Origin of the sequence: Pseudoalteromonas sp. MMG022, assembly GCF_021654245.1 — a bacterium.
In the GTDB taxonomy this organism is placed as follows: domain Bacteria; phylum Pseudomonadota; class Gammaproteobacteria; order Enterobacterales; family Alteromonadaceae; genus Pseudoalteromonas; species Pseudoalteromonas amylolytica.
The window spans coordinates 42,799-62,116 of record NZ_JAKFZQ010000017.1; the positions used below are offsets into that span (position 1 = coordinate 42,799).

The window sequence follows — 19,318 nt, forward strand, 5'->3', positions numbered from 1 at the left end:
TCTCGTTGGTGTACCTTGGCACCAACGACGTTAAAATACAGGCTGCCAGGTTCTCTCTAGCAATGCAGCAACTTGTTCACCGGATTGAACATCGCAAAATAGTGGCCCTTGGAAATGGTCACACCCCAACATTCTCAAAAAACGCAATTGTTCCTGTGTTGATATACCATCGGCGATACATTGCATTCCCAAACTGTGGGCCAACGATAAACTGGCGTGAATAATCACTTCATGTTCGTTATCAATACCAATATCACTGACGAAACTATGATCGATTTTTAGCACATCCACTGGGAACTGCTTGAGGTAGGTTAATGACGCATAGCCCGTACCAAAGTCATCCATAAACAATCTACAACCTAGCGCTTTAAGTTGGTGCATCACATCAATCACATGACTGATATCACTCATCATTACAGACTCTGTAATTTCAAATGCAACATACCTTCCTTGCACATTGGTACGCCCAAGAATAATTTTGATCTGTTCAACCAACTGAGTACTTTGAAAGTCCTGCGCCGACAGATTGAGTGAGATATATAATTCTGAATTATGTGTATGCCACTGTTTTAGCTCAAAAAGTGCACGTTCAAGAGTTTGTAACATAATAAAGGTCGCCAGACCCGTTTGCGCAACACTGGCTATCACACCTTCGCCTTCACAGCCCATAATTTTTGGCCAGTCCACGGTGACTTCGAAGCCGTCGATGGTTTTGCTTGTACCATTAATTATCGGCTGATACAGATTAGAAAACTCACCGTTGTCTAATGCTTGGCGCAGGTCTTTCTCTAGCACGAATGTGCGCTGTACATGTTGATTCATTTCCTGTTTAAAAAAGTACACACCTGCGCCATTTTGTTGTAGCGCGTGGCTGAGCGCCAACTTGGCGTGTTGACACAAGGCAAATGCTTCATTGCCATCTTCAGGTCCACAAGCCACCCCAATACATACATCCAGCGACAGCTCATATCCCGAGATATTAATTGGCTTTTCAAAGCGCTGAATTAGATCACTTATACATCGTGTCGCTTCGGAAATTTCTCTGACTTGCTCTAGCAGGACATAAAACTCCTGACTTGCTTCAACACCTATGCTGTCTTGCTCTCTAAAGCATTGGCGTAACATGCTTACTAAATGACGCATAACATTGGCATATTGCTCTGCAGGAAGTGATTCCTGATAACGCTTGAGACGTCTAAAACGCAAGGCAAGTATGACGACGGGGCTTTGTTGTTGCATCTGTGACAAAGCATGTTGCACTCTATCAATAAACAACACTTTATTTGGCAGCTGTGTGACCACATCATAGTTTGCCAACTGATACAGCTCTTGCTCTGTGCGCTTTTGTGACGAAATATCGGTCATCACAACAACATAGTTTGCAAGTTCACCATGAGCATCAGCTACAGCGCTTACCTTAATCAGCACATAACATACCTCACCACCTGGCTGGGTCAGCTGCTCTTCAGAACTGTAGTGTTCGCCTGGTTTAAGCTGAATCATCGCACGTAAATAACGCATCCTCACCTGTCTGCTCAAACCTAGACTTAGTTTGGTGCTTGAGTCAGGCTCTGCTTCAATATCGAACGCCTGTTGTAGCGCGGTATTACACGCTTGAATTCGTAAATTTCTATCAAGAATGAATACCCAATCTCGTGTTTGTTCAAACGCGGCACCAAACAAGCGCGCCCGCTCTTCAAAAATTCGCTCTCTTGTTAAATTGGTATAGGTGCCCGTCACACGCTCTGGTACACCATCTTGCCAAGCCATCACCTTGCCGTAATCTTTGTACCACCGCCAGTGGCCTTGTTTATGTGCTAAGCGATAGGTGCAATTGAAAGTCCCTTTGTTGGTTGAAACAAATTCCAGCCATTCAATTCGAAACAGCGCTCTATCATTAGGGTGCACAATATTAAGGTACTCATCTAATGTTACGTTATCGTGTGGGTATTCAAGCTCCGTGGTCAACCTTGGTTGGTAAATTAAGTGGTTATCAAGTTGCCAATCCCACACACCGGAACCACTACTTTCCAACGCCAATTTAAGTCTCGCCTCACTGTTTTGAGTTTCTTTGTGAGCCGCGATGATCATCTGCTCGACTTTGTTCTTGCGATACATCCATAAACTAAAGGAACACAGAGCAAATAAAATGTAGGCAGCCAAAGCATATGGCGAGCGCCACATAGGATAACGCACTTTAATATTGAGCTTTGCAGGCTCAGTGTAGTCCCCCGTGTAAGGGTCTTTAGCCCATACTTTCAGCTGGTAGTTGCCAGGGTTGAGCTTAGGAAATACAACACGATTATTGCTACGCGTCAGGGTCTTTTGACCACCTGATATCTGATATTCGTATACCACTCTATCTTGATAATTAAATACCATCGCAGAGAACGCAACTTCCAAACCTATGTCATCATGATTGAGCACCAATTCATCAATCGCTTTGAGACCATTTTGCTGTAACTTTCTCGACATCAGTTCCACTGAAGTGATATTCACCCGAGACAATAACGGCTTTTTTGGCCGCACAACAGCAGGGTCAAACCAAGTAAACCCTTTTAAAGAGCCGTAGACGATTCTGCCATCTTTGAGTTGCTCTGACGCATTCCAGTTAAACTCATTGGTATATAGCCCATCATCAGTTGCAAATTGTTGCATATGAAGGTTGTCAGGGTCCAAACGCCATATGCCTTTGTGCGACGACATCCAAATAACACCCACGCTATCTTGGCGCATTTCATACATGGGGGTATCAAGCTTTAGCTTTCTTAAATCTATGGTGTGTGCAACTTCGTAGTCGTCGAGCGTCAACCCAATTAACCCCATATTGGACATAGCCAGCCACAAAATATTGTTTTTATCTATGGTGTAGGTAAGTAAGTTGTCTGGTGAGTGCTCATTGGCATTCGGTGTTGCGTAGATTTTTGATAATGCCTGAGTTTGTGGAACATATCGATACAATACACCGCCATAGAAAAATAACGGCTGATCCGGTTTATCCGACAATGGCATTCGAAATCCAAATGATAAGAACGGGTCTTTATCTTGCAAATCGCCATGGAGTTTTTTAATCTCTTTTTGCTCAATGCTGTAATGGAAAAACCCTCTCTCAGGGTGGACCAAATACATATTACCATCGGGCAGTAAAGTCACACCAAAAACATAGTCTTCCATTATGCTTTGATGTTCGTTGTTCATCACTTCTGGACGACGGATTTCTTGACTTGTCGGATTGAAGATAAACAAGCCCCGATGTGTGATAAGCCAAAACTCATCTTGATACAAATGAATTTGTAGCACAGAAAATTCAGGCATGACAGCTTCACCAAGGTAACCTTTAAGATAATTTTTGGTTTTACCTGTTTGTGGATCATATTCCGTCAAACCGTCATGTGTAGCAGCCCAGATGTTTCCGTTATACGCCTGTAGATCCCACACGTTGCTATGTGAAAACCCTTCGCCTTGAACGGTTAATGCATTGATATTGACAAATGCTTCGTTCTTTTTCGGCAAATACATTGCCCCGTCCATTTTGGTAGCGACCCATAGTGAACCTAGTTGGTCCTCAACAAAATCAATAATACTGGTATCAGTCAGGCTATAAGCACTTTGTGCAATGCGCTGATCACGACTTAGCTTTTTCGTATCCTTATCAAAAAACATTAACCCTTTGTCGGTGCCAAGCGTAATGGTGTCTGGCTTAACTGATATTTTCCAGATATTAAAGTCATTGAGCAGGGTTTCATATTGCCAACGGTTATCTTGATACTCGAACATATCGTCCAGCTGGCTGATATCCACCTGATATAGACCTTGTACAGCGCCTACTAACAAGGTTTCAGAATCAAGTAGAGCCAACGACTTAGTATAAGTTTGAAACTCGTGCTGCGGCGAGGCTATATGCTCAATTGCCAGTAATTTTTGCTTGCTAATATGATATGCAAATGCCCCTTTTGAACTGGCGATAAACAGGTAATCTCCGACAGACATTAAGTCACGAACAAAGCCACTTTCTTTGTCTATAGGCAGTTGAATTTGTACTGTGATCTCACCACTTTTTACATTCAACACCGATACGTTATCGCCACGAGCTAACCAAAGCTCATGTTTGCTTTTTGACAACATATCATTGACCCCAAACTGCACAAACTCTTGTTCATTTCTAGGGCCATTCATATATTTACGAAATGCATCTTTTTCTGGGTCGTAGGAGTAAAGTCCTGAGGCTCTGGACGTGATCCAGATGATACCTTGCGGGTCTTGATAGATTCTATCTATGATGGCTTCGTCTAAAACCCCTGCGGGCCCCTTAACCTTAAGCACCTGATAACCATCATAGCGATTTAATCCCCCTTCCGTTGACAACCACAAAAAACCTTTATTATCAAACATCAATGTATTGACATAGCTTTGTGACAAGCCCTCAGCCGGTGATAAACGTTTCACTTGCGACGCTTGAGCTAAATTGGTAAAACAAAGCAAAACGACAGAGAAAATTACAATTAGGGGCTGAAAGAAGTTTGGCATAGGAGCGATAAGATTACATTATTTGGACAAACACATTGCCACAATATCACGCTTTTGCGCAACATAACTGTTAAAATACGGTTGCAATTTCAAGGGTAAAGTACAGTTTGAAAACCCTAACCGCTGGTAAAAATCACATAAATGACGGTAAGCAAAGGTGTAGAGTGTATTGGTTTGATACGCAATCACTTGCGTGAGTAAGGCGCGAGCCACTCCTTGATTGCGAACGTCTTCGGCAACAAGCACCGAGGACAAAAACAGCTCCCCCTCTTTATCTTGTACACGACATGCCGCTATGATGTCGGGCGCTTTAACAACCCAATTCTGATCGTGCTTGGTTGCTCTACCACGCCCCTTATGCTGTTGATAAAACTTGTTAATCAAAGGTGTAGCAACTGGCTCAAGTAAAGTAATGTGCATATTAACCAGCAAGCATAATACTCAAGTAATATTCAAAGCGTTGTTTGAGTGTGGCTTGCTCCGACATAGGACGGCTATTGATTGCTTCATATACCGCTTCACGGGTGTTTTTACCACGCTTGATTTGGTAGGCCCAAAACGAGGCTTCATAGTCCAGCTGGATTTGATATTTTTCTTGTCTAGGCAAATTGCAAAGGTTGTAGCTCATAACTATCACAATCAAAGTTTAAATTTAGGTGGAGTATATCATAGGTTTTCCCCGCTCATCTGCTTTGGGAAGCGATTAAAAATCTAAAGATTGTTGGTCATCTTGTGGCGGTTTTTGTGCATCCTGATGCTTTTTATTAGCAAGGTAGCGTTTGTAGCGTTGCTGGCACAGAGCAATCACCTTTCTTTTTTGCGCATCACTGAAATTATTCCAAGCAAACCGCTCCTCTCTACTGCGATAGCAACCTTTGCAGTAACCTCGGTTATTGACCTGACAGATCCCCTTACATGGGCTTGGGATCTCAAAAATTTCAATCTGTTCCATAATGTCCACATCTCTTAGCTACTTTAAGTATAACGCGATTTGATGGACAAATAACAAACAAAAAAACCACCGCATAAGCGAGTGGCTTTTATTTATTTCCTTTACGCGAGCTATTTGGTTAAGGCACAAGCTTACGCTTAAGTGGCTCCGCATACATTGCCAGCACTTGGGTTTTTAGCTCTTCAGGTACTGATTCGAGGCGTTGCAAAAAGTCTTGCTGCTCTTTTGAGCTTACCTTTGTGTCTTCGCCTGCCGCAATATAATTGCTCGGATGAAGATAATAGTGCCCCAAAATTTGTTGATCAATACTGTGAGCTAGCTCATCGGGTGTTTCACAACCCGAGACGATAGGCTCACCAAAGGCAATATGAACATGGCCCTTATCCGAACGAATCCCCTCTAAAATACTTGCGATATCTTCACCTTGGGCTTTAACGTAAGCGCCAAACTCACGTTTGTGTACTAACTCTTTGGCTTTTGCAACAGCACAAGGCTCATACTGATAGGAGATAGACACCGGCACAATTTTTAAGGTGCGAACGTACTCATCAAACGGCAGCTTTAGCTTGCGCCCTTGCAACTGCAACATTTTAAGCAAGGCAGGATCGGTCTGATCAATACCATCTTTTGCTCGCCCTTCTTTTTGCGCAATCCAAATTGAGTGGCCTGACTGTAGAGAATCATAAATATAATTTGAAAGCTGACTAAGCGCCTTAAGCATCTCTTTTGGTGCTTTGGCCGAGCGCTTCACAATAAAGCTCTTATTTAATCGCATTAACTCGGTGATATACGGTACTTGCAACAGGTTATCACCAATAGCAATTCGCACCGTATTCATGTTGTGTTGATGCAATCCCCAGTTCATTAATGCGGGGTCTAACACGATGTCTCTGTGATTAGAAATAAACAGGTAGGCCGCGTTTCTATCTAGCTTGTCTAGACCTGAGTAAGTTACCTTCGAGGTTGTATTTTTTATTAATATCTCTAGGTAATAAGCCACTTCCTGCTGCACCTGCTCAACGCTGGTAAACTTACCCCACTTGCCGCGTAAGCGCGCGCGAACGAGTGGACGAGACAGGGTAGACCAATGACTTAACCAGCTAGGTAAATTGTACTTTGCAATGACATCAATAAAGTCATTATCCGCCAATAAACGCGCTAATGCAGCTGGTACTTCATCGTCGTTATAAGGTCTTATTTGTGCGTACGTATCCACTAAAAACTACTCATTTATTCAAGGATTAATCCGAAAAACGCAGTATTTTATCGTGCTTAACTGCAGGAAGCTAAGATTATCAAGTCTGACCACCTTTGCAAATAGCTAAGCAATTATTTTCCAGCGACCTTTTGCCACACATCCAGGCACACTAGACGTAGCATCAATGCGAGTAAAACGAGGCCAGTCAACAATGTAAACCACTGAGGCAATATTTCATGTTGCATTTGTACCATCGGTTCAACAGCAAACCCATAGCTTGCAACGAGGAAGTCAGTTAAAAAACCAAATATAATTGCCACGCCAATCACGCCACCTAAATAAGCAATCACCGCTCGTTTTCCTAACTCTTTCCCTACTACCCCTAAAGTTGCGATATTTGTGGCAGGCCCTGCCAGCATAAAGACCAAAACAGCCCCTGGAGAAACCCCTGCCATGAGTAAACCGGCAGCAATAGGCGTTGAAGCCGTTGCACAAATATACATAGGAATACTAATTAAGATCACCACCATCATGGCAATAATGCCACCGCCCCACTGACTCAAAAACGATTCTGGTACAAAGGTTTGCACCACAGCAGCAAAAAACAATCCGATCATCAGCCACACCATAGTGTCTGACAACAACTTGTTGCTGCTAAATTTAATCGCTCGCCACATTTTACCTAAAAAGGATTCTTGTGGTGTATCTTGCGTGTCACAACAGCTTTGTTTTGCAACAGTGGCTTTGGTATCACAGCAAGTGGCTGATTGAGAGGCTTGATGCTGCGTTGCGCAACAACTCGTTTGCGTACTTGCCTGCTCCTGTTCTGTGTTACAGCAACTTGACGCAGCAACCGCAGGTTCACTGTCACAACAGCCCTGTGTTGTAGGTTTATGTGTCGTCGGTGATTGCGATTTAGTATCCCCGCCAACCAACACACCCGCCACTATTGCACTACATACGGCAGCGATAGGTCGGATAATTGCCATAAAAGGCCCAAGTAAAACATACGATACAGAAATAGAATCCACACCGGTTTCAGGGGTCGAAACCAAAAATGCAGTTGTCGCACTTTTTGAGCCTCCCGCTCTGCGCAGTCCAATCGCAGCAGGGATAACACCACATGAACACAATGGCATGGGCGCACCAATTAAAGCCGCTTTGACTGTGGTCCATACACCTTCTTCGCCCAAGTGCCTTTGCAAAAAGTCTTTCGCGATAAATACATTGATCACGCCAGCTAGAAACAAGCCCAGTATTAGCCACGGAGCAGACAGCAAAAATAATTGCCAAAAATTAGTTACAAGTTCCATCAACATCCTCCAACGCGGTTAAAATTGAGCAAAAATCTGCACTTTCTTGTCCACCACAACACCTTTTAGCCAACTTAGATAAAGACTGCTCGAAGCGCTGTAATTCTGCTATTCGAGTACGCACCAGCTCTAACTTCTGTAATGTAATCGCTTTTACTTCTTCACAACTATGTTGATTCTTATCGACTTTAATTTGCAGCAGCTCGAACGTCTCTTTTAAACTAAATCCCACCTCTTTGGCACGCAAAATAAATTGCATCTGCTTGAGCTGAGCCTCATTGTAAAGGCGATACCCAGAGTCACTACGCTCGCTTGGCGACAGTAATCCATGTTGCTCATAATAACGCAGCGTATCTGTAGATACACCTAACAATCTTGCCATTTCACCAATTTTCATTTGTGCCTCCCTATTTGTGTTACAGTATAAACCTTAGAGTAAACACCAAGGTCAAGCCTTTTTGAGAAAAGTTATGAACATAGTTATCCTTGATGCACAAACCCTCGCAAATACACCGTTAGAGCCGTTAGAGCGTTGCGGTGATCTAAAAATTTATGACAACACAGAAAAACAGGACATAGTCGCACGCTGTCTTGATGCTGATGTGGTAATTAGCAATAAAGTAGTATTGGATGCCGATGCTTTATCTCAGCTACCCAAACTCAAGCTCATTTGTGTTGCTGCCACAGGCACTAACAACATCAGTCTTGATGCCGCCAAGGCGCTAAACATTGCAGTGACAAATGTTGCTGGATATTCGACGCCCAGTGTCGTTCAACATACATTTACGCTGCTGGGCAACTTGATGGGTAACGTTCATCAATATATCCAAGATTGTCATCACGGGCTGTGGCAAAAAAGTGATATGTTTTGCCGGCTGGACCACCCAATCAGTGAAATTGCAGGTAAAAAATTTACTATTATTGGGTACGGCGCATTGGGCCAGGCGGTAGCAAAAGTTGCCGAAGCCTTTGGGGCACAGGTGATTATCGCCGAACAACGTGACAGCCCAACCATCAGAGCAGGACGCGTGCCGTTTGAGCAAGCAATACAGCAGGCTGATATCATCTCAATACACTGCCCCTTAACGAATCAAACCCGCAACTTATTTGATGAGCGAGAATTTGCCACACTCAAACCAAGCTGTGTATTAATCAACACTGCGCGAGGCGGCATAGTTAACGAAGCAGCACTGGTTAAGGCACTTAGTCACAATCAGCTCGCAGGTGCGGCCGTTGATGTCCTGTCTCAAGAACCTGCACAAAGCGACAACCCACTGCTGATGTACCATGCGCGTAATTTAATTCTCACTCCACATATTGCATGGGCCAGCAAAGAGTCTATCGCACGACTTGTGCAAAATATTGCTGATAATATTCAAAGTTTTAACTGTGGTGAGCAACTCAATAGAGTAATCTAATTAACCAAATTATGATGAATTAAACCAAAATGATTAGCCTTTTTGACACAGAACTTCTCAGGCCAATCCATAACACCCTAATATATAACAACTTTTAAAGTTGGCAATTAAATTGCTTAGATGCAGGTACGTCTTTTTAAGGATCAAATAAAAAATGAAAAAATTACTTTTAATCTCTGCACTGGCCACTCCCCTACTAACAGGCTGTATTGTAGCCGTATCTGATGGTGAAGTTGACCATAATTGGGCTGGGCACAGCAACTGGCAAAAAACACAAAAAAATAACCGTGAAAAAATCTCAGAGCTAAGTATTGGTGCCGACTACCAACATGTTTTAAATACCTTCAATACGCCTGACTTCACTGAATTAGTCAAAAAGGGCGATAGCGTGTATCAGGTGCTTTATTTTGCCACTAACAGTAGACATTCCGACGGAAAAGTGACCAAAGATGAGTGTACTCCTTTGGTATTCAAAGATGCCAAGTTGATTGGTTTTGGTAGCGCGGCGATGTCAGAAATACTGTAAACCACGTTATGAGGTGAGCATGACTCACCTCATAAGCAACACCATACGCTCTTGATTGACGTGAGCTTGCATCAAAGCGTTATCAGCGTATTGCAAACATTTCGCCACCCCAAATGAAAACTCCTTCTCTACTAACACCATACCTGTGCTAATACTTACATGCGCGCAGATGGGGGAAGACTTATGAGGTAGTAGTAACTTATCTATTGCGTCATGCATCAGATGAGATAACGCTTCAACCTGCTCAATCGAGCATCCAGCCAATACAACTGCAAACCGCACCCCATCGAAGCGAGCAATAAACCCTTGCTGAGCATCTACTGTTGCTTTCAAAGAGCGGGCAACTTTGATCAAACATTCATCCCCAGCACCGTAGCCATACACATCGTTGTAAGCCTTAAAGTAGTCTATATCGACTAATACAATTCCTAGCGTCTTACCCAACGAATGGCAAGCCTGCCATTGTTGCGCTAGGTGCTCATCAAACAAACGACGATTTGGCAGCTCCGTCAGCCCATCTATTGATGCCAATTCCTCCAATAAATCGCTTTTTTGCTTTAACACTAAGTGTATTCTTACTCTGGCTCTGACAATTAAAGGACTAAAAGGCTTAGTAATATAATCCACGGCTCCCATCTGTAAGCCTTTTGCTTCATCACTATAACTATTACTTGAAGATACAATAATGACGGGGATTTTATAGGTATCCGTATGGTCTTTTAGCCTTTGAATAAATGGCACCCCTTGGGCATCGACCAAGGTAATATCTGTAATGATTAAATCGACTTTATGGGACGCAATAAAGTTAATTGCATCCTCGCAATTATCCTGCAAAGCGACGAGACAGTCTTCGCTGAGGGTATTTTCAAGTACAACTCGGTTTAGCGGGTCACTGTCAACAACCAGTACTTGTGCGTTGCTATGCATTTACTCCCCTTTATATCTCATTAATATAAACTGCCGTACCTGTTGTAAATGCACTTTTAAGGCGTCTTTAAAATCAAGGTGTTGTAATGTACCGGCTTCTTTAATATGCAACTCAAGGGATTTCGCAGCCATAGATAAATTGGTAAAGCCAATCCCACCAGCGGCACCTTTGATATTATGCGCCAGCATCTGAAGCTGGTTATCATCATTGAGTGTATCAATCCTTTGTAAATATTCTGTACACATAGCCGCAAATTTTTCAAGCATTTTGTTCAATAATTCCGCATTCCCCATCATCTGCCGTAGCCCCATTTCTTGATCAAAGAATACGCCCTCACAGTTGAGATGTATTTGTAAGGTTTCAAGCAATTTCGCCTGAGACAAGGGCTTTGTCAGATAGTCATTCATGCCTACAGACAGAGCATGATCTTTTTCTCCCAGCGATGAATTAGCCGTTAATGCAATGATTGGTTTGCCAAAATTACGTAGTTTAGTTCGTATCTCCTGTGTCGCTTGATATCCGTCAATTTCGGGCATGTGAATATCCATTAAAATCAGGTCCGGTTGCAAAAGTGTAACTGCCTCCAGTAGACTCTCAGCTGAGGCCTGTATTGCTACATTCACACTTAGCGTTTGCAGCATGTTGGCTGTAATACTGAGGTTGAGATGATTATCATCCACCACTAAACATAGGCTACCAGAGACCTTTTTATTGGGTAGCTGTAGATGCTTAGTCTCACTCCCGTGGGTGAATAAAAAGCAATATGCACTTTGCAGAAATATTGCTTCGCTCAGCGATGTTACTTGTGGACAAGGCTGTAACGGTGCTACAGCTACCGACTCTGGAATGACGATATGTTTTAGCGACTTCAAAGCCGTATGTTTTGAATTAAGAATAGTGAGTGCGTCGTCACTTGCACTGATAATCAGGCAATCGAAATGTTGTTCTTCCAGTTTGGCAAACACCTCTTGCATTTCATGCACAACATCTATGTAAGGTTTATTCATATACTCAGTTACGCGGCGACTGCTACAAAGCCATAGGGTATGCATTACTCGTTGAGGTACTTCATTACGTACTTTATCTAAGGTTAACGTAAAATAGAATTCACTACCTTGCTCAGGCTCACTAATTAACGCAATCTCTCCCCCAAGCTTCGACACTTCATGTTTTACAATTGCGAGACCTAATCCAATTCCCTCATGACGCCTAGCTGGTGACTCATCCCCCTGTGTAAACGCATCAAATAGTCGCTGTTGATCTTCTTGCTTGATGCCTACACCAGTGTCTTGAACACTAAAACGAATACTTTGCTCAGAGTTGGTGTCGCTCACTATCTTTAAGGACAATGTGATGGTGCCTGTGGGAGTATATTTGACGGCATTGTTCAACAAGTTAAGGAGCACTTGCTTTATCTTGTTTTCGTCATTTTTCAGAGTTGGCCATATGCGTTCATCGACCTTAAGATCTAGCTGTAACTGTTTTTGCTCACTTAGCGGCAAAATTAAATCCTGACAATCTTTGATTAAGGTGGCGATGCAAAACGGTGCAAAAGATAGTTCCTGATGCTGCCCTTCCACTTTAGCAAAAGATAAAATACTGTTAAGCATACTAAGTAACTGCTCTGAGGCGTGCTGAACCTGACCGAGCAAATTACTTTGTCGCTCGCTGACTCCTTGTTTTTTGACGATATCAATAACGCCTTGAATAACATTCAAAGGAGTTCTGATCTCATGGCTGATATTGGCAATAAATCGGCTTTTCGCCAATGTTGCCCGTTCAGCGTCTAATCTTGCCTGCGTTAAACTGGTGATATCTTGTAAATGCAAAACAAAATACTTTGGCTCTTTGTTTTTATCCCAGACCAAAGAAGCACTAAGTTGTAACCAGTAAAGTGGCTCCCCTTGCGACAGGCTCAACTCAAGAACATGTTTATTGTCTTGCAATAACATGCTAAGAATGTGAGAAATCGCTAGGTAGTTATCAGAATTAAACAACGAAGACAGGTGAACGTTTGGCTCGGGGTCTTCACTACTAAGGTAACGTTTTGCTGCTTTGTTTATCACCAGTACGCTTTTATCCAGCGACACCAAAATCACGCCATTGGGGGCATATTCCATCGCTGATTTAAAATTCTCTTCCGATGTTTGTAGTGCTTTCATAGCTTGTTGTTGCTCAGTGACATCTCTGGCTACTCCCAAACTACCTAGCAACCCTCGATGTATATCCAACAGCGGACTCACCGTCAGCATATAACTTTGGTGATCCAGCACTATCGTTTGTGTGATAGAGCGCCTCTCGTCACGCATTTGCTGCTCAAGTGTCAGCAATTGTGGGTATTCATTCGTCACATCAGCAAGTTCTCGCCCAACCAGTTGTGACTTTTCTATTCCCAAAAACTGCTCAAAGGCTCGATTACAGCCAATGAAAGAGCCATCGATATTATTGAAGTAAATCAGATCAGGGACACTGTCTAAAACCGTATTTAACAGTGCCGCTTGTCGCTCCTTGGCTTCCAGTGATCGTGATAGAGCGCGCTGTTGTAATTTCACCTGCTCATCAAGCATTTCGTTGTGCTCTTGCAGCTGCTCTAACAAGCTTTGTTTTTGCATCACTACTTGCTTGACCTTTGCAAACCACGGCTGCCAATCAACAGGCACTACGTAATCAAAGGTGTTCTGAGGCGCATGGTCTTGATGCGTCAAATAGCTCACAAAGTAGCTCACTGGGCGGATAAAAATCCGATTACTTAGCCAACTAAGTAATATGTAAGTCGCAATCACAAAAAGCGATAAAAAGCCAAACTCCAGCAACACTTCGAATAACACCGGTTTGAGAAACTGGGCCTCATCTTGCTCATAGACTAAATCAATTGGTGACTGAGAGCGTAAAGTGTATAACTGCACACCACCTTGCCAAGGTTCAAATTGATTGACTTGATGCTTGGGTTTCAACTGGATCAGTTCATCACTGAGCAAGTTGCGCTTGTCTTTATTGATCAAGCTAATTTGTACATGGGCTGAGGTAATATCTGTTAGCCAAGTCGCAACATCTTCACTGTCGTACACAAGCACCACATATTCGCCACGCGCACTGCCACTTTGCTTGGCAATACTAAAATAATGCCTGCCCTTGATAGTAACGCGCCCACTGGTACTAAAGTTATATAAAGAAAAATCTGGGGCCAACGCCCCATCGAGCATGGCACTTAACAAATGGCTGGTACTAGTATCTTTTCTGCGTACAAATGCAAATTGCCCTTCTTTGACATAACCTATCGCATCAAGCGGCGGCACCAATGCCAGTGCCGTGTTAAACGCCGGCCCTAACGCCAAAATCTGTTGCCAGTTTTGCGGTACTGTAACCGGCTGCTTGCCATTTTTGCGAGCGACTATCTCCCCTGCGTCATTGTCTAGTTTATGGTAATAGTTGTCACTCTTTTGGATAGCACGCAGAATTGTCTGATCATATTCATAGGCTAGGGGCTGATCTAGGCTAATAAAGATATTGTCTATCACATTGCTCGCTTCAGCGACTTTTTGTACCACCTGAGTATCTATGGCATCAAAGTAAGCTCTGTGCTCATTAAATGCTCGGTTAAGTTTGATGTGATATAAATGTAAGCATAAGAAGCTGGCCACAATAATGGAGATCAGTAGGCCAGTGAGCGCTGCCCTGCGATATTTTTTCAGTGGAATAAATTCTTGGTTATCGTCCATTGAACCGAGCGAGTAAATTATTATTAAGCTGGAACATTACCAGTAATGTGGTGTATGTCTATAAAAATAGGTCAATGCAGGTCACAAAATAGTCACCTGCATCGCATATCGTTTTATAAGTTTTCTTCTGCAAAAGAGGCTAAACGACTACGCACAACGCCGTTCAAATTCACCGTTGCACTGCCCTCAAAGTGCTTAAAGCGCTCCACTAAGTAGGTTAAACCAGATGTGACAGGGGTAAGATAGTTACTGTCGATTTGTGCTAAATTACCAGAGCAAATCAACTTAGTCCCCTCCCCACATCGGGTAATAATGGTTTTCAATTGCGAGGCCGTTAAGTTTTGACTCTCATCCAAGATAACCACTGCATTTTGAATACTGCGGCCACGCATGAAGTTCACCGACTTAAACTGAATGTTCGCCTTCTCCATGATGTAATTTCTGCTCGAAATTGGGCTTTCATCATTTTTGTGTAGCACTTCTAACGTATCAGTGATTGCGGCTAACCAAGGTGCCATTTTCTCTTCTTCCGTTCCCGGTAAAAAACCTATACTTTCGGCAATTTCGGGGGTATTACGCGTCACAATGACTTTGTCGTAAATACCTTTTTCGATAATCATTTCCAGTGCGCTGGCAAGTGCTAATAGCGTTTTACCACACCCAGCTGGCCCCGTTAGGATCACAAGCTCAATATCTGGGTCAAGCAACGCATCCAGCGCCATGCCTTGATAAATATTTTTTGGTTTTACCCCCCAAGCCATTTGATGCATGAGACGTTCACGACTTAGATCTTTTAACGTAATATGCTCGTCGTCAAAACTATCCACTCGAGCTGCAAAGTGTTCTCCATCATCAATTAAATACTCGTTACAAAATACATCAGGCAGTAAAGTTTTAGGCACGTGATGTAGGGTATAGCGCCCCTGTTGCTCTGATGTGCAATCGCCCACATTTTGCCAAAAGTCGCCTGAAATTTTTTTAAACCCAGTGCTAAGTAATTTAATGTCGTCGATTAACTGGTCGGTACGATAATCTTCAACAAACTTTAAACCCGCCCCTTTAGCCTTTAAGCGCATATTGATGTCTTTGGTCACCAAGACTACTTTTTTTTCACTGTATTGCTTTTGCAGGCGAACGGCACAATTAATAATGCGGTGATCATTTTCATTACCGGGCAAGCCAGAAATGCTGTCTGGAAACAAATGATCGTTCACAATTATTAGCTTACCACGTGCAAGTGGCCCATATTCTTTATCAGATTGGATACTGGGTAAACGGACTCCTTCTAGCATTTGTTCTGGGGAGGCGTCTCTTAGGACATCGTCTAGGCTACGAATAGCCACTCTAGCGTCACGACTTACATCGCGCTTTCTATCTTTAATATGATCTAGCTCTTCAAGTACGGTCATCGGGATGACTACGTCATGTTCTTGAAAGGAAAGATAAGCGAGGGGTTCATGGAGTAGTACGTTGGTGTCAAGCACGTACACTTTTCTGTCGAGGTCTTGATCTTTTCCCATAGCGCATTCCTGTCGTTTGCAATGATATATGCTATACCCTTTAAATTCGTTGGTGGTTATACCAATAAACATAAGGCTATAAACCAAGTTTAGTCTATTTGTCATAAAAGTCCGTTTCATGACAATCAAGCGCTCAATTTTTAAGCAGTACTGGGTACTCTGTTTCCGCGCTTTTTAGGTTTTTGAATATGCACATTCGGCAACAATAAACAAGATTGAACAACAGCAAGCGAACGGGTAACATAGCCGCCTTTTTTCTGCTTAAGACGAGACAAACATGAATTTTTCCTTAGGTCAGCGCTGGATCAGTGACACAGAATCAGATTTAGGATTAGGCACTATAGTGGCTTTGGAAGGCCGCCAAGTAACGATATTGTTCCCAGCCAGTGGAGAAAACCGCGTTTATGCCATGCAAGAAGCACCCGTCACCCGCGTTATTTTTAATCCCGGAGATGTTATTCGTCATGTTGATGAGTGGGAATTACAAGTAGAAAAAGTTGAGCTTGAGGGCGAGCTATTGTGTTATCACGGTATCCGTCTCGATACAGAAGAAAAAACCATCCTAAAAGAAACCTTTCTTGATCATTTTATCAAGTTTAACAAACCACAAGACAGGTTGTTTGCAGGTCAAGTGGACCGCTTTGACCGATACACATTGCGCTACCAAACTTGGCAACATCAGTTTAACCGCCAGCAATCACACCTTAAAGGTGTAGTGGGTCAACGCGCAAGCCTTATTCCTCACCAGCTTTACATTGCGGATGAAGTTGGTAAACGCTTTGCGCCACGTGTATTACTGTCTGACGAAGTGGGTTTAGGTAAAACGATTGAAGCGGGTATGATTCTACATCAGCAAATTTTGACCGGTCGCGCTAACCGAGTGCTCATCGTAGTACCTGAGAATCTGCAGCACCAGTGGTTGGTAGAAATGCTTCGTCGTTTCAACCTGCGCTTTTCTATTTTTGACGAGGAACGCTGTGATGAAGCGTTCGCTGACTCCCCCAATGTGTTTGAAACCGAGCAGTTAGTATTAGTCAGCCTTGAATTTATCACCAAAAAACGCCGCTGGTTTGAACAAGCAACGCTTGCTGACTGGGATTTACTGGTTATTGACGAAGCCCATCACCTAACCGTGACAAAAGAAAAGCCCAGTACCGAATATCAGCGCATCGCTGAATTAAGTCAGGATATTCCAGGCTTGATCCTGTTAACAGCAACACCGGACCAACTTGGGCATTACAGCCACTTTGCCCGTCTACAACTACTCGACCCAGATAGATTCTACGACTACGACGCGTTTGTAGCAGAAGAAAGCCAATACAAAGAAGTGGCTGATGCCGCTAACCAACTATTACAAGACGGCGCACTGGACGACAAGGGCCAACAGACCATCATTGAACTGCTTAAAGAAACTGACATTTCAGACATATTGGGTAACGCACAAGCGGGTGATGAAGCGGCTAAACAAGAGATCCTCTCTATGCTTTTAGACCGCCATGGCACAGGCCGAATTTTATTCCGTAATAGCCGTAGTGGGATTGACGGCTATCCGAGCCGTAAGCTACACAGTTACCCCGTTGCTCTACCTAAACAATATAAAACAGCCATGTCGGTACTTGGCACCATGGGCGGCATACAAAGTGCTGAAAAGTCAGCGTTGCGAGCATTATTCCCCGAAAAGATCTTTCAAGAGTTTGAAGGTGCTGGCAGCGGTTGGGCGGCATTTGACCCACGCGTAGACTGGCTCATCGATACGCTTAAATCACTGAAACATGAAAAGGTGTTGTTGATCTGTGCTGAAGCGCAAACCGCTATCAGTCTGGAACAAGTGTTGCGCGAACGCGAAGCAATCAAAGCCGCAGTGTTCCATGAGGGCATGTCAATCGTTGAACGTGACCGTGCAGCGGCATTTTTTGCGGATGAATACGACAGTGCACAAGTGTTATTGTGTTCAGAAATAGGCTCAGAAGGGCGAAACTTTCAGTTCTCGCATCACCTAGTGCTATTTGATTTACCGCTAAACCCTGATTTACTTGAGCAACGCATCGGCCGCCTAGATAGAATTGGTCAAAAATATGATGTGAATATTCATGTACCTTACTTTGAAAACACCGCACAAGAAGTGCTATTGCGTTGGTATCAAGAAGGCTTAGATGCCTTTGAAACGACCAGTACTACGGGCCAGATGTTATACAAAGAGTTTTCTGAAGAATTGCTTGAGTTAATTGGCGAGCACAACTGTGACGAAGATGTACTAGACCCGCTACTAGAGCAAGCTGCGAAGAAAAACGCAGTATTGCGCAGTCAGATGGAGCAAGGCCGTGACCGACTTTTAGAGCTACATTCAAGCGGTCAAGGTAAAGCAGAACGTTTGGTACAAGATATTGAAGCGCTTGATGACGACGTTGTTCTACCTGCATACATGATCAATGCATTTGATATTTTTGGTGTGAACCAAGAAGATAAAGGTGAAAATACCATTATCCTTAAGCCGACGGAACACATGTTAAACCCATCGTTCCCTTGCTTGAGAGATGACGGAATAACCGTGACCTTTGACCGTGCGACCGCGCTATCACAAGAAGATGCGCACTTTATCAGTTGGGATCACCCAATGGTACAGGGCACCATGGATATGATCTGTGATGATGATTTTGGTAGTGCTTCTGTGGCCTTGTTGAAAAACAAAAAGCTCCCCGTGGGCACTTTCTTCGTGGAGTTAATCTTTATCGCCGAAGCTTCCGCGCCAAAAGCTCTACAGCTGGGTCGATTCTTACCGCCAACGCCGGTTCGTATCTTACTGGACAAAGCAGGCAACAATTTAGCGGCAAATGTTGCGTTTGACGCTTTCAACAATCAACTTTCTGCTGTAGGTCGTCAAACAGCGAGTAAACTAGCAAACGCGCTACAAAGCGCAATTCATCCGCTGATCACCAAAGCCAATACCATAGCAACACAGGAGTTGGATGTGATTCAGGCTCAAGCGCAACATAAAATGCAGGAAGTCATGGCCGATGAACAGGGCCGCCTAGTGGCGCTCAAAGCCGTCAACCCGAACATTCGTGATGAGGAAATTGCGGTATTTGATAAGCAACGTACCGAGCTGACTAGTCATATCACCAAAGCTCAACTTAAGCTTGATGCGATCCGCCTAATCGTGGTGACCCACGACTAAGAAAAATGTATAGGCCAAGTGCAACGCTTGGCCTTTGCTTTA

13 protein-coding genes are annotated in these 19,318 nt (G+C 43.4%); 3 read left to right on the top strand and 10 right to left on the bottom strand.

Annotated features, from left to right (window positions below; translation table 11 throughout):
• Nucleotides 1-30 precede the first annotated feature (30 nt).
• The 7 genes from L1070_RS15000 to zntR all read right to left on the bottom strand — a co-directional run bounded on the left by L1070_RS15000 (nt 31) and on the right by zntR (nt 8,387).
• On the bottom strand, nt 31-4,446 hold the full coding sequence (locus tag L1070_RS15000) for an EAL domain-containing protein (RefSeq protein ID WP_237126143.1): 4,416 nt from the start codon (nt 4,444-4,446) through the stop codon (nt 31-33).
• Between the two features lie 99 nt (nt 4,447-4,545).
• A complete protein-coding gene (locus tag L1070_RS15005) occupies nt 4,546-4,947 on the bottom strand; it encodes a GNAT family N-acetyltransferase (RefSeq protein WP_237126144.1) in 402 nt (133 codons plus the stop codon).
• Between the two features lies 1 nt (nt 4,948).
• Nucleotides 4,949-5,155, bottom strand: coding sequence for a DUF3283 family protein (locus tag L1070_RS15010; protein ID WP_237126145.1), 207 nt, complete (start codon nt 5,153-5,155; stop codon nt 4,949-4,951).
• Between the two features lie 75 nt (nt 5,156-5,230).
• Nucleotides 5,231-5,479, bottom strand: coding sequence for a DUF1289 domain-containing protein (locus L1070_RS15015; protein WP_070985627.1), 249 nt, complete (start codon nt 5,477-5,479; stop codon nt 5,231-5,233).
• Nucleotides 5,480-5,597: 118 nt separating this feature from the next.
• Nucleotides 5,598-6,695 (bottom strand): 1-acyl-sn-glycerol-3-phosphate acyltransferase, encoded by a 1,098-nt coding sequence (locus L1070_RS15020; RefSeq protein WP_237126146.1) that lies wholly within the window; start codon nt 6,693-6,695, stop codon nt 5,598-5,600.
• 113 nt (nt 6,696-6,808) lie between these two features.
• Entirely contained in the window at nt 6,809-7,990 is a 1,182-nt protein-coding gene (locus tag L1070_RS15025) for an SO_0444 family Cu/Zn efflux transporter (RefSeq protein ID WP_237126147.1), read from the bottom strand.
• Nucleotides 7,974-8,387: a Zn(2+)-responsive transcriptional regulator gene (gene zntR / locus L1070_RS15030; RefSeq protein WP_070985629.1), complete on the bottom strand. Its 414-nt coding sequence runs from the start codon at nt 8,385-8,387 to the stop codon at nt 7,974-7,976. Before zntR ends, L1070_RS15025 begins: the two co-directional genes overlap by 17 nt.
• A 73-nt stretch (nt 8,388-8,460) precedes the next feature.
• Between zntR and L1070_RS15035 the strand changes: the two genes are divergently transcribed.
• On the top strand, nt 8,461-9,408 hold the full coding sequence (locus L1070_RS15035; protein ID WP_237126148.1) for a D-2-hydroxyacid dehydrogenase: 948 nt from the start codon (nt 8,461-8,463) through the stop codon (nt 9,406-9,408).
• A gap of 154 nt (nt 9,409-9,562) precedes the next feature.
• Nucleotides 9,563-9,934 carry a DUF3192 domain-containing protein gene (locus tag L1070_RS15040; RefSeq protein WP_070985631.1) on the top strand — a complete coding sequence of 124 codons (372 nt, stop codon included), beginning with the start codon at nt 9,563-9,565 and terminating at the stop codon, nt 9,932-9,934.
• A 24-nt stretch (nt 9,935-9,958) separates the two neighbouring features.
• On the opposite strand, the gene L1070_RS15045 is transcribed toward L1070_RS15040, so the two are convergent.
• From L1070_RS15045 to L1070_RS15055, 3 genes are all read right to left on the bottom strand, one after another.
• Nucleotides 9,959-10,861, bottom strand: coding sequence for a diguanylate cyclase (locus L1070_RS15045; RefSeq protein ID WP_237126149.1), 903 nt, complete (start codon nt 10,859-10,861; stop codon nt 9,959-9,961).
• Nucleotides 10,862-14,581 (bottom strand): ATP-binding protein, encoded by a 3,720-nt coding sequence (locus L1070_RS15050; RefSeq protein ID WP_237126150.1) that lies wholly within the window; start codon nt 14,579-14,581, stop codon nt 10,862-10,864.
• A 113-nt stretch (nt 14,582-14,694) separates the two neighbouring features.
• Nucleotides 14,695-16,101 carry a PhoH family protein gene (locus L1070_RS15055; RefSeq protein WP_237126151.1) on the bottom strand — a complete coding sequence of 469 codons (1,407 nt, stop codon included), beginning with the start codon at nt 16,099-16,101 and terminating at the stop codon, nt 14,695-14,697.
• A 277-nt stretch (nt 16,102-16,378) separates the two neighbouring features.
• On the opposite strand from L1070_RS15055, the gene rapA reads away from it, so the two are divergent.
• Nucleotides 16,379-19,276, top strand: coding sequence for an RNA polymerase-associated protein RapA (rapA, locus tag L1070_RS15060; RefSeq protein WP_237126152.1), 2,898 nt, complete (start codon nt 16,379-16,381; stop codon nt 19,274-19,276).
• The last annotated feature ends 42 nt before the right edge of the window (nt 19,277-19,318 follow it).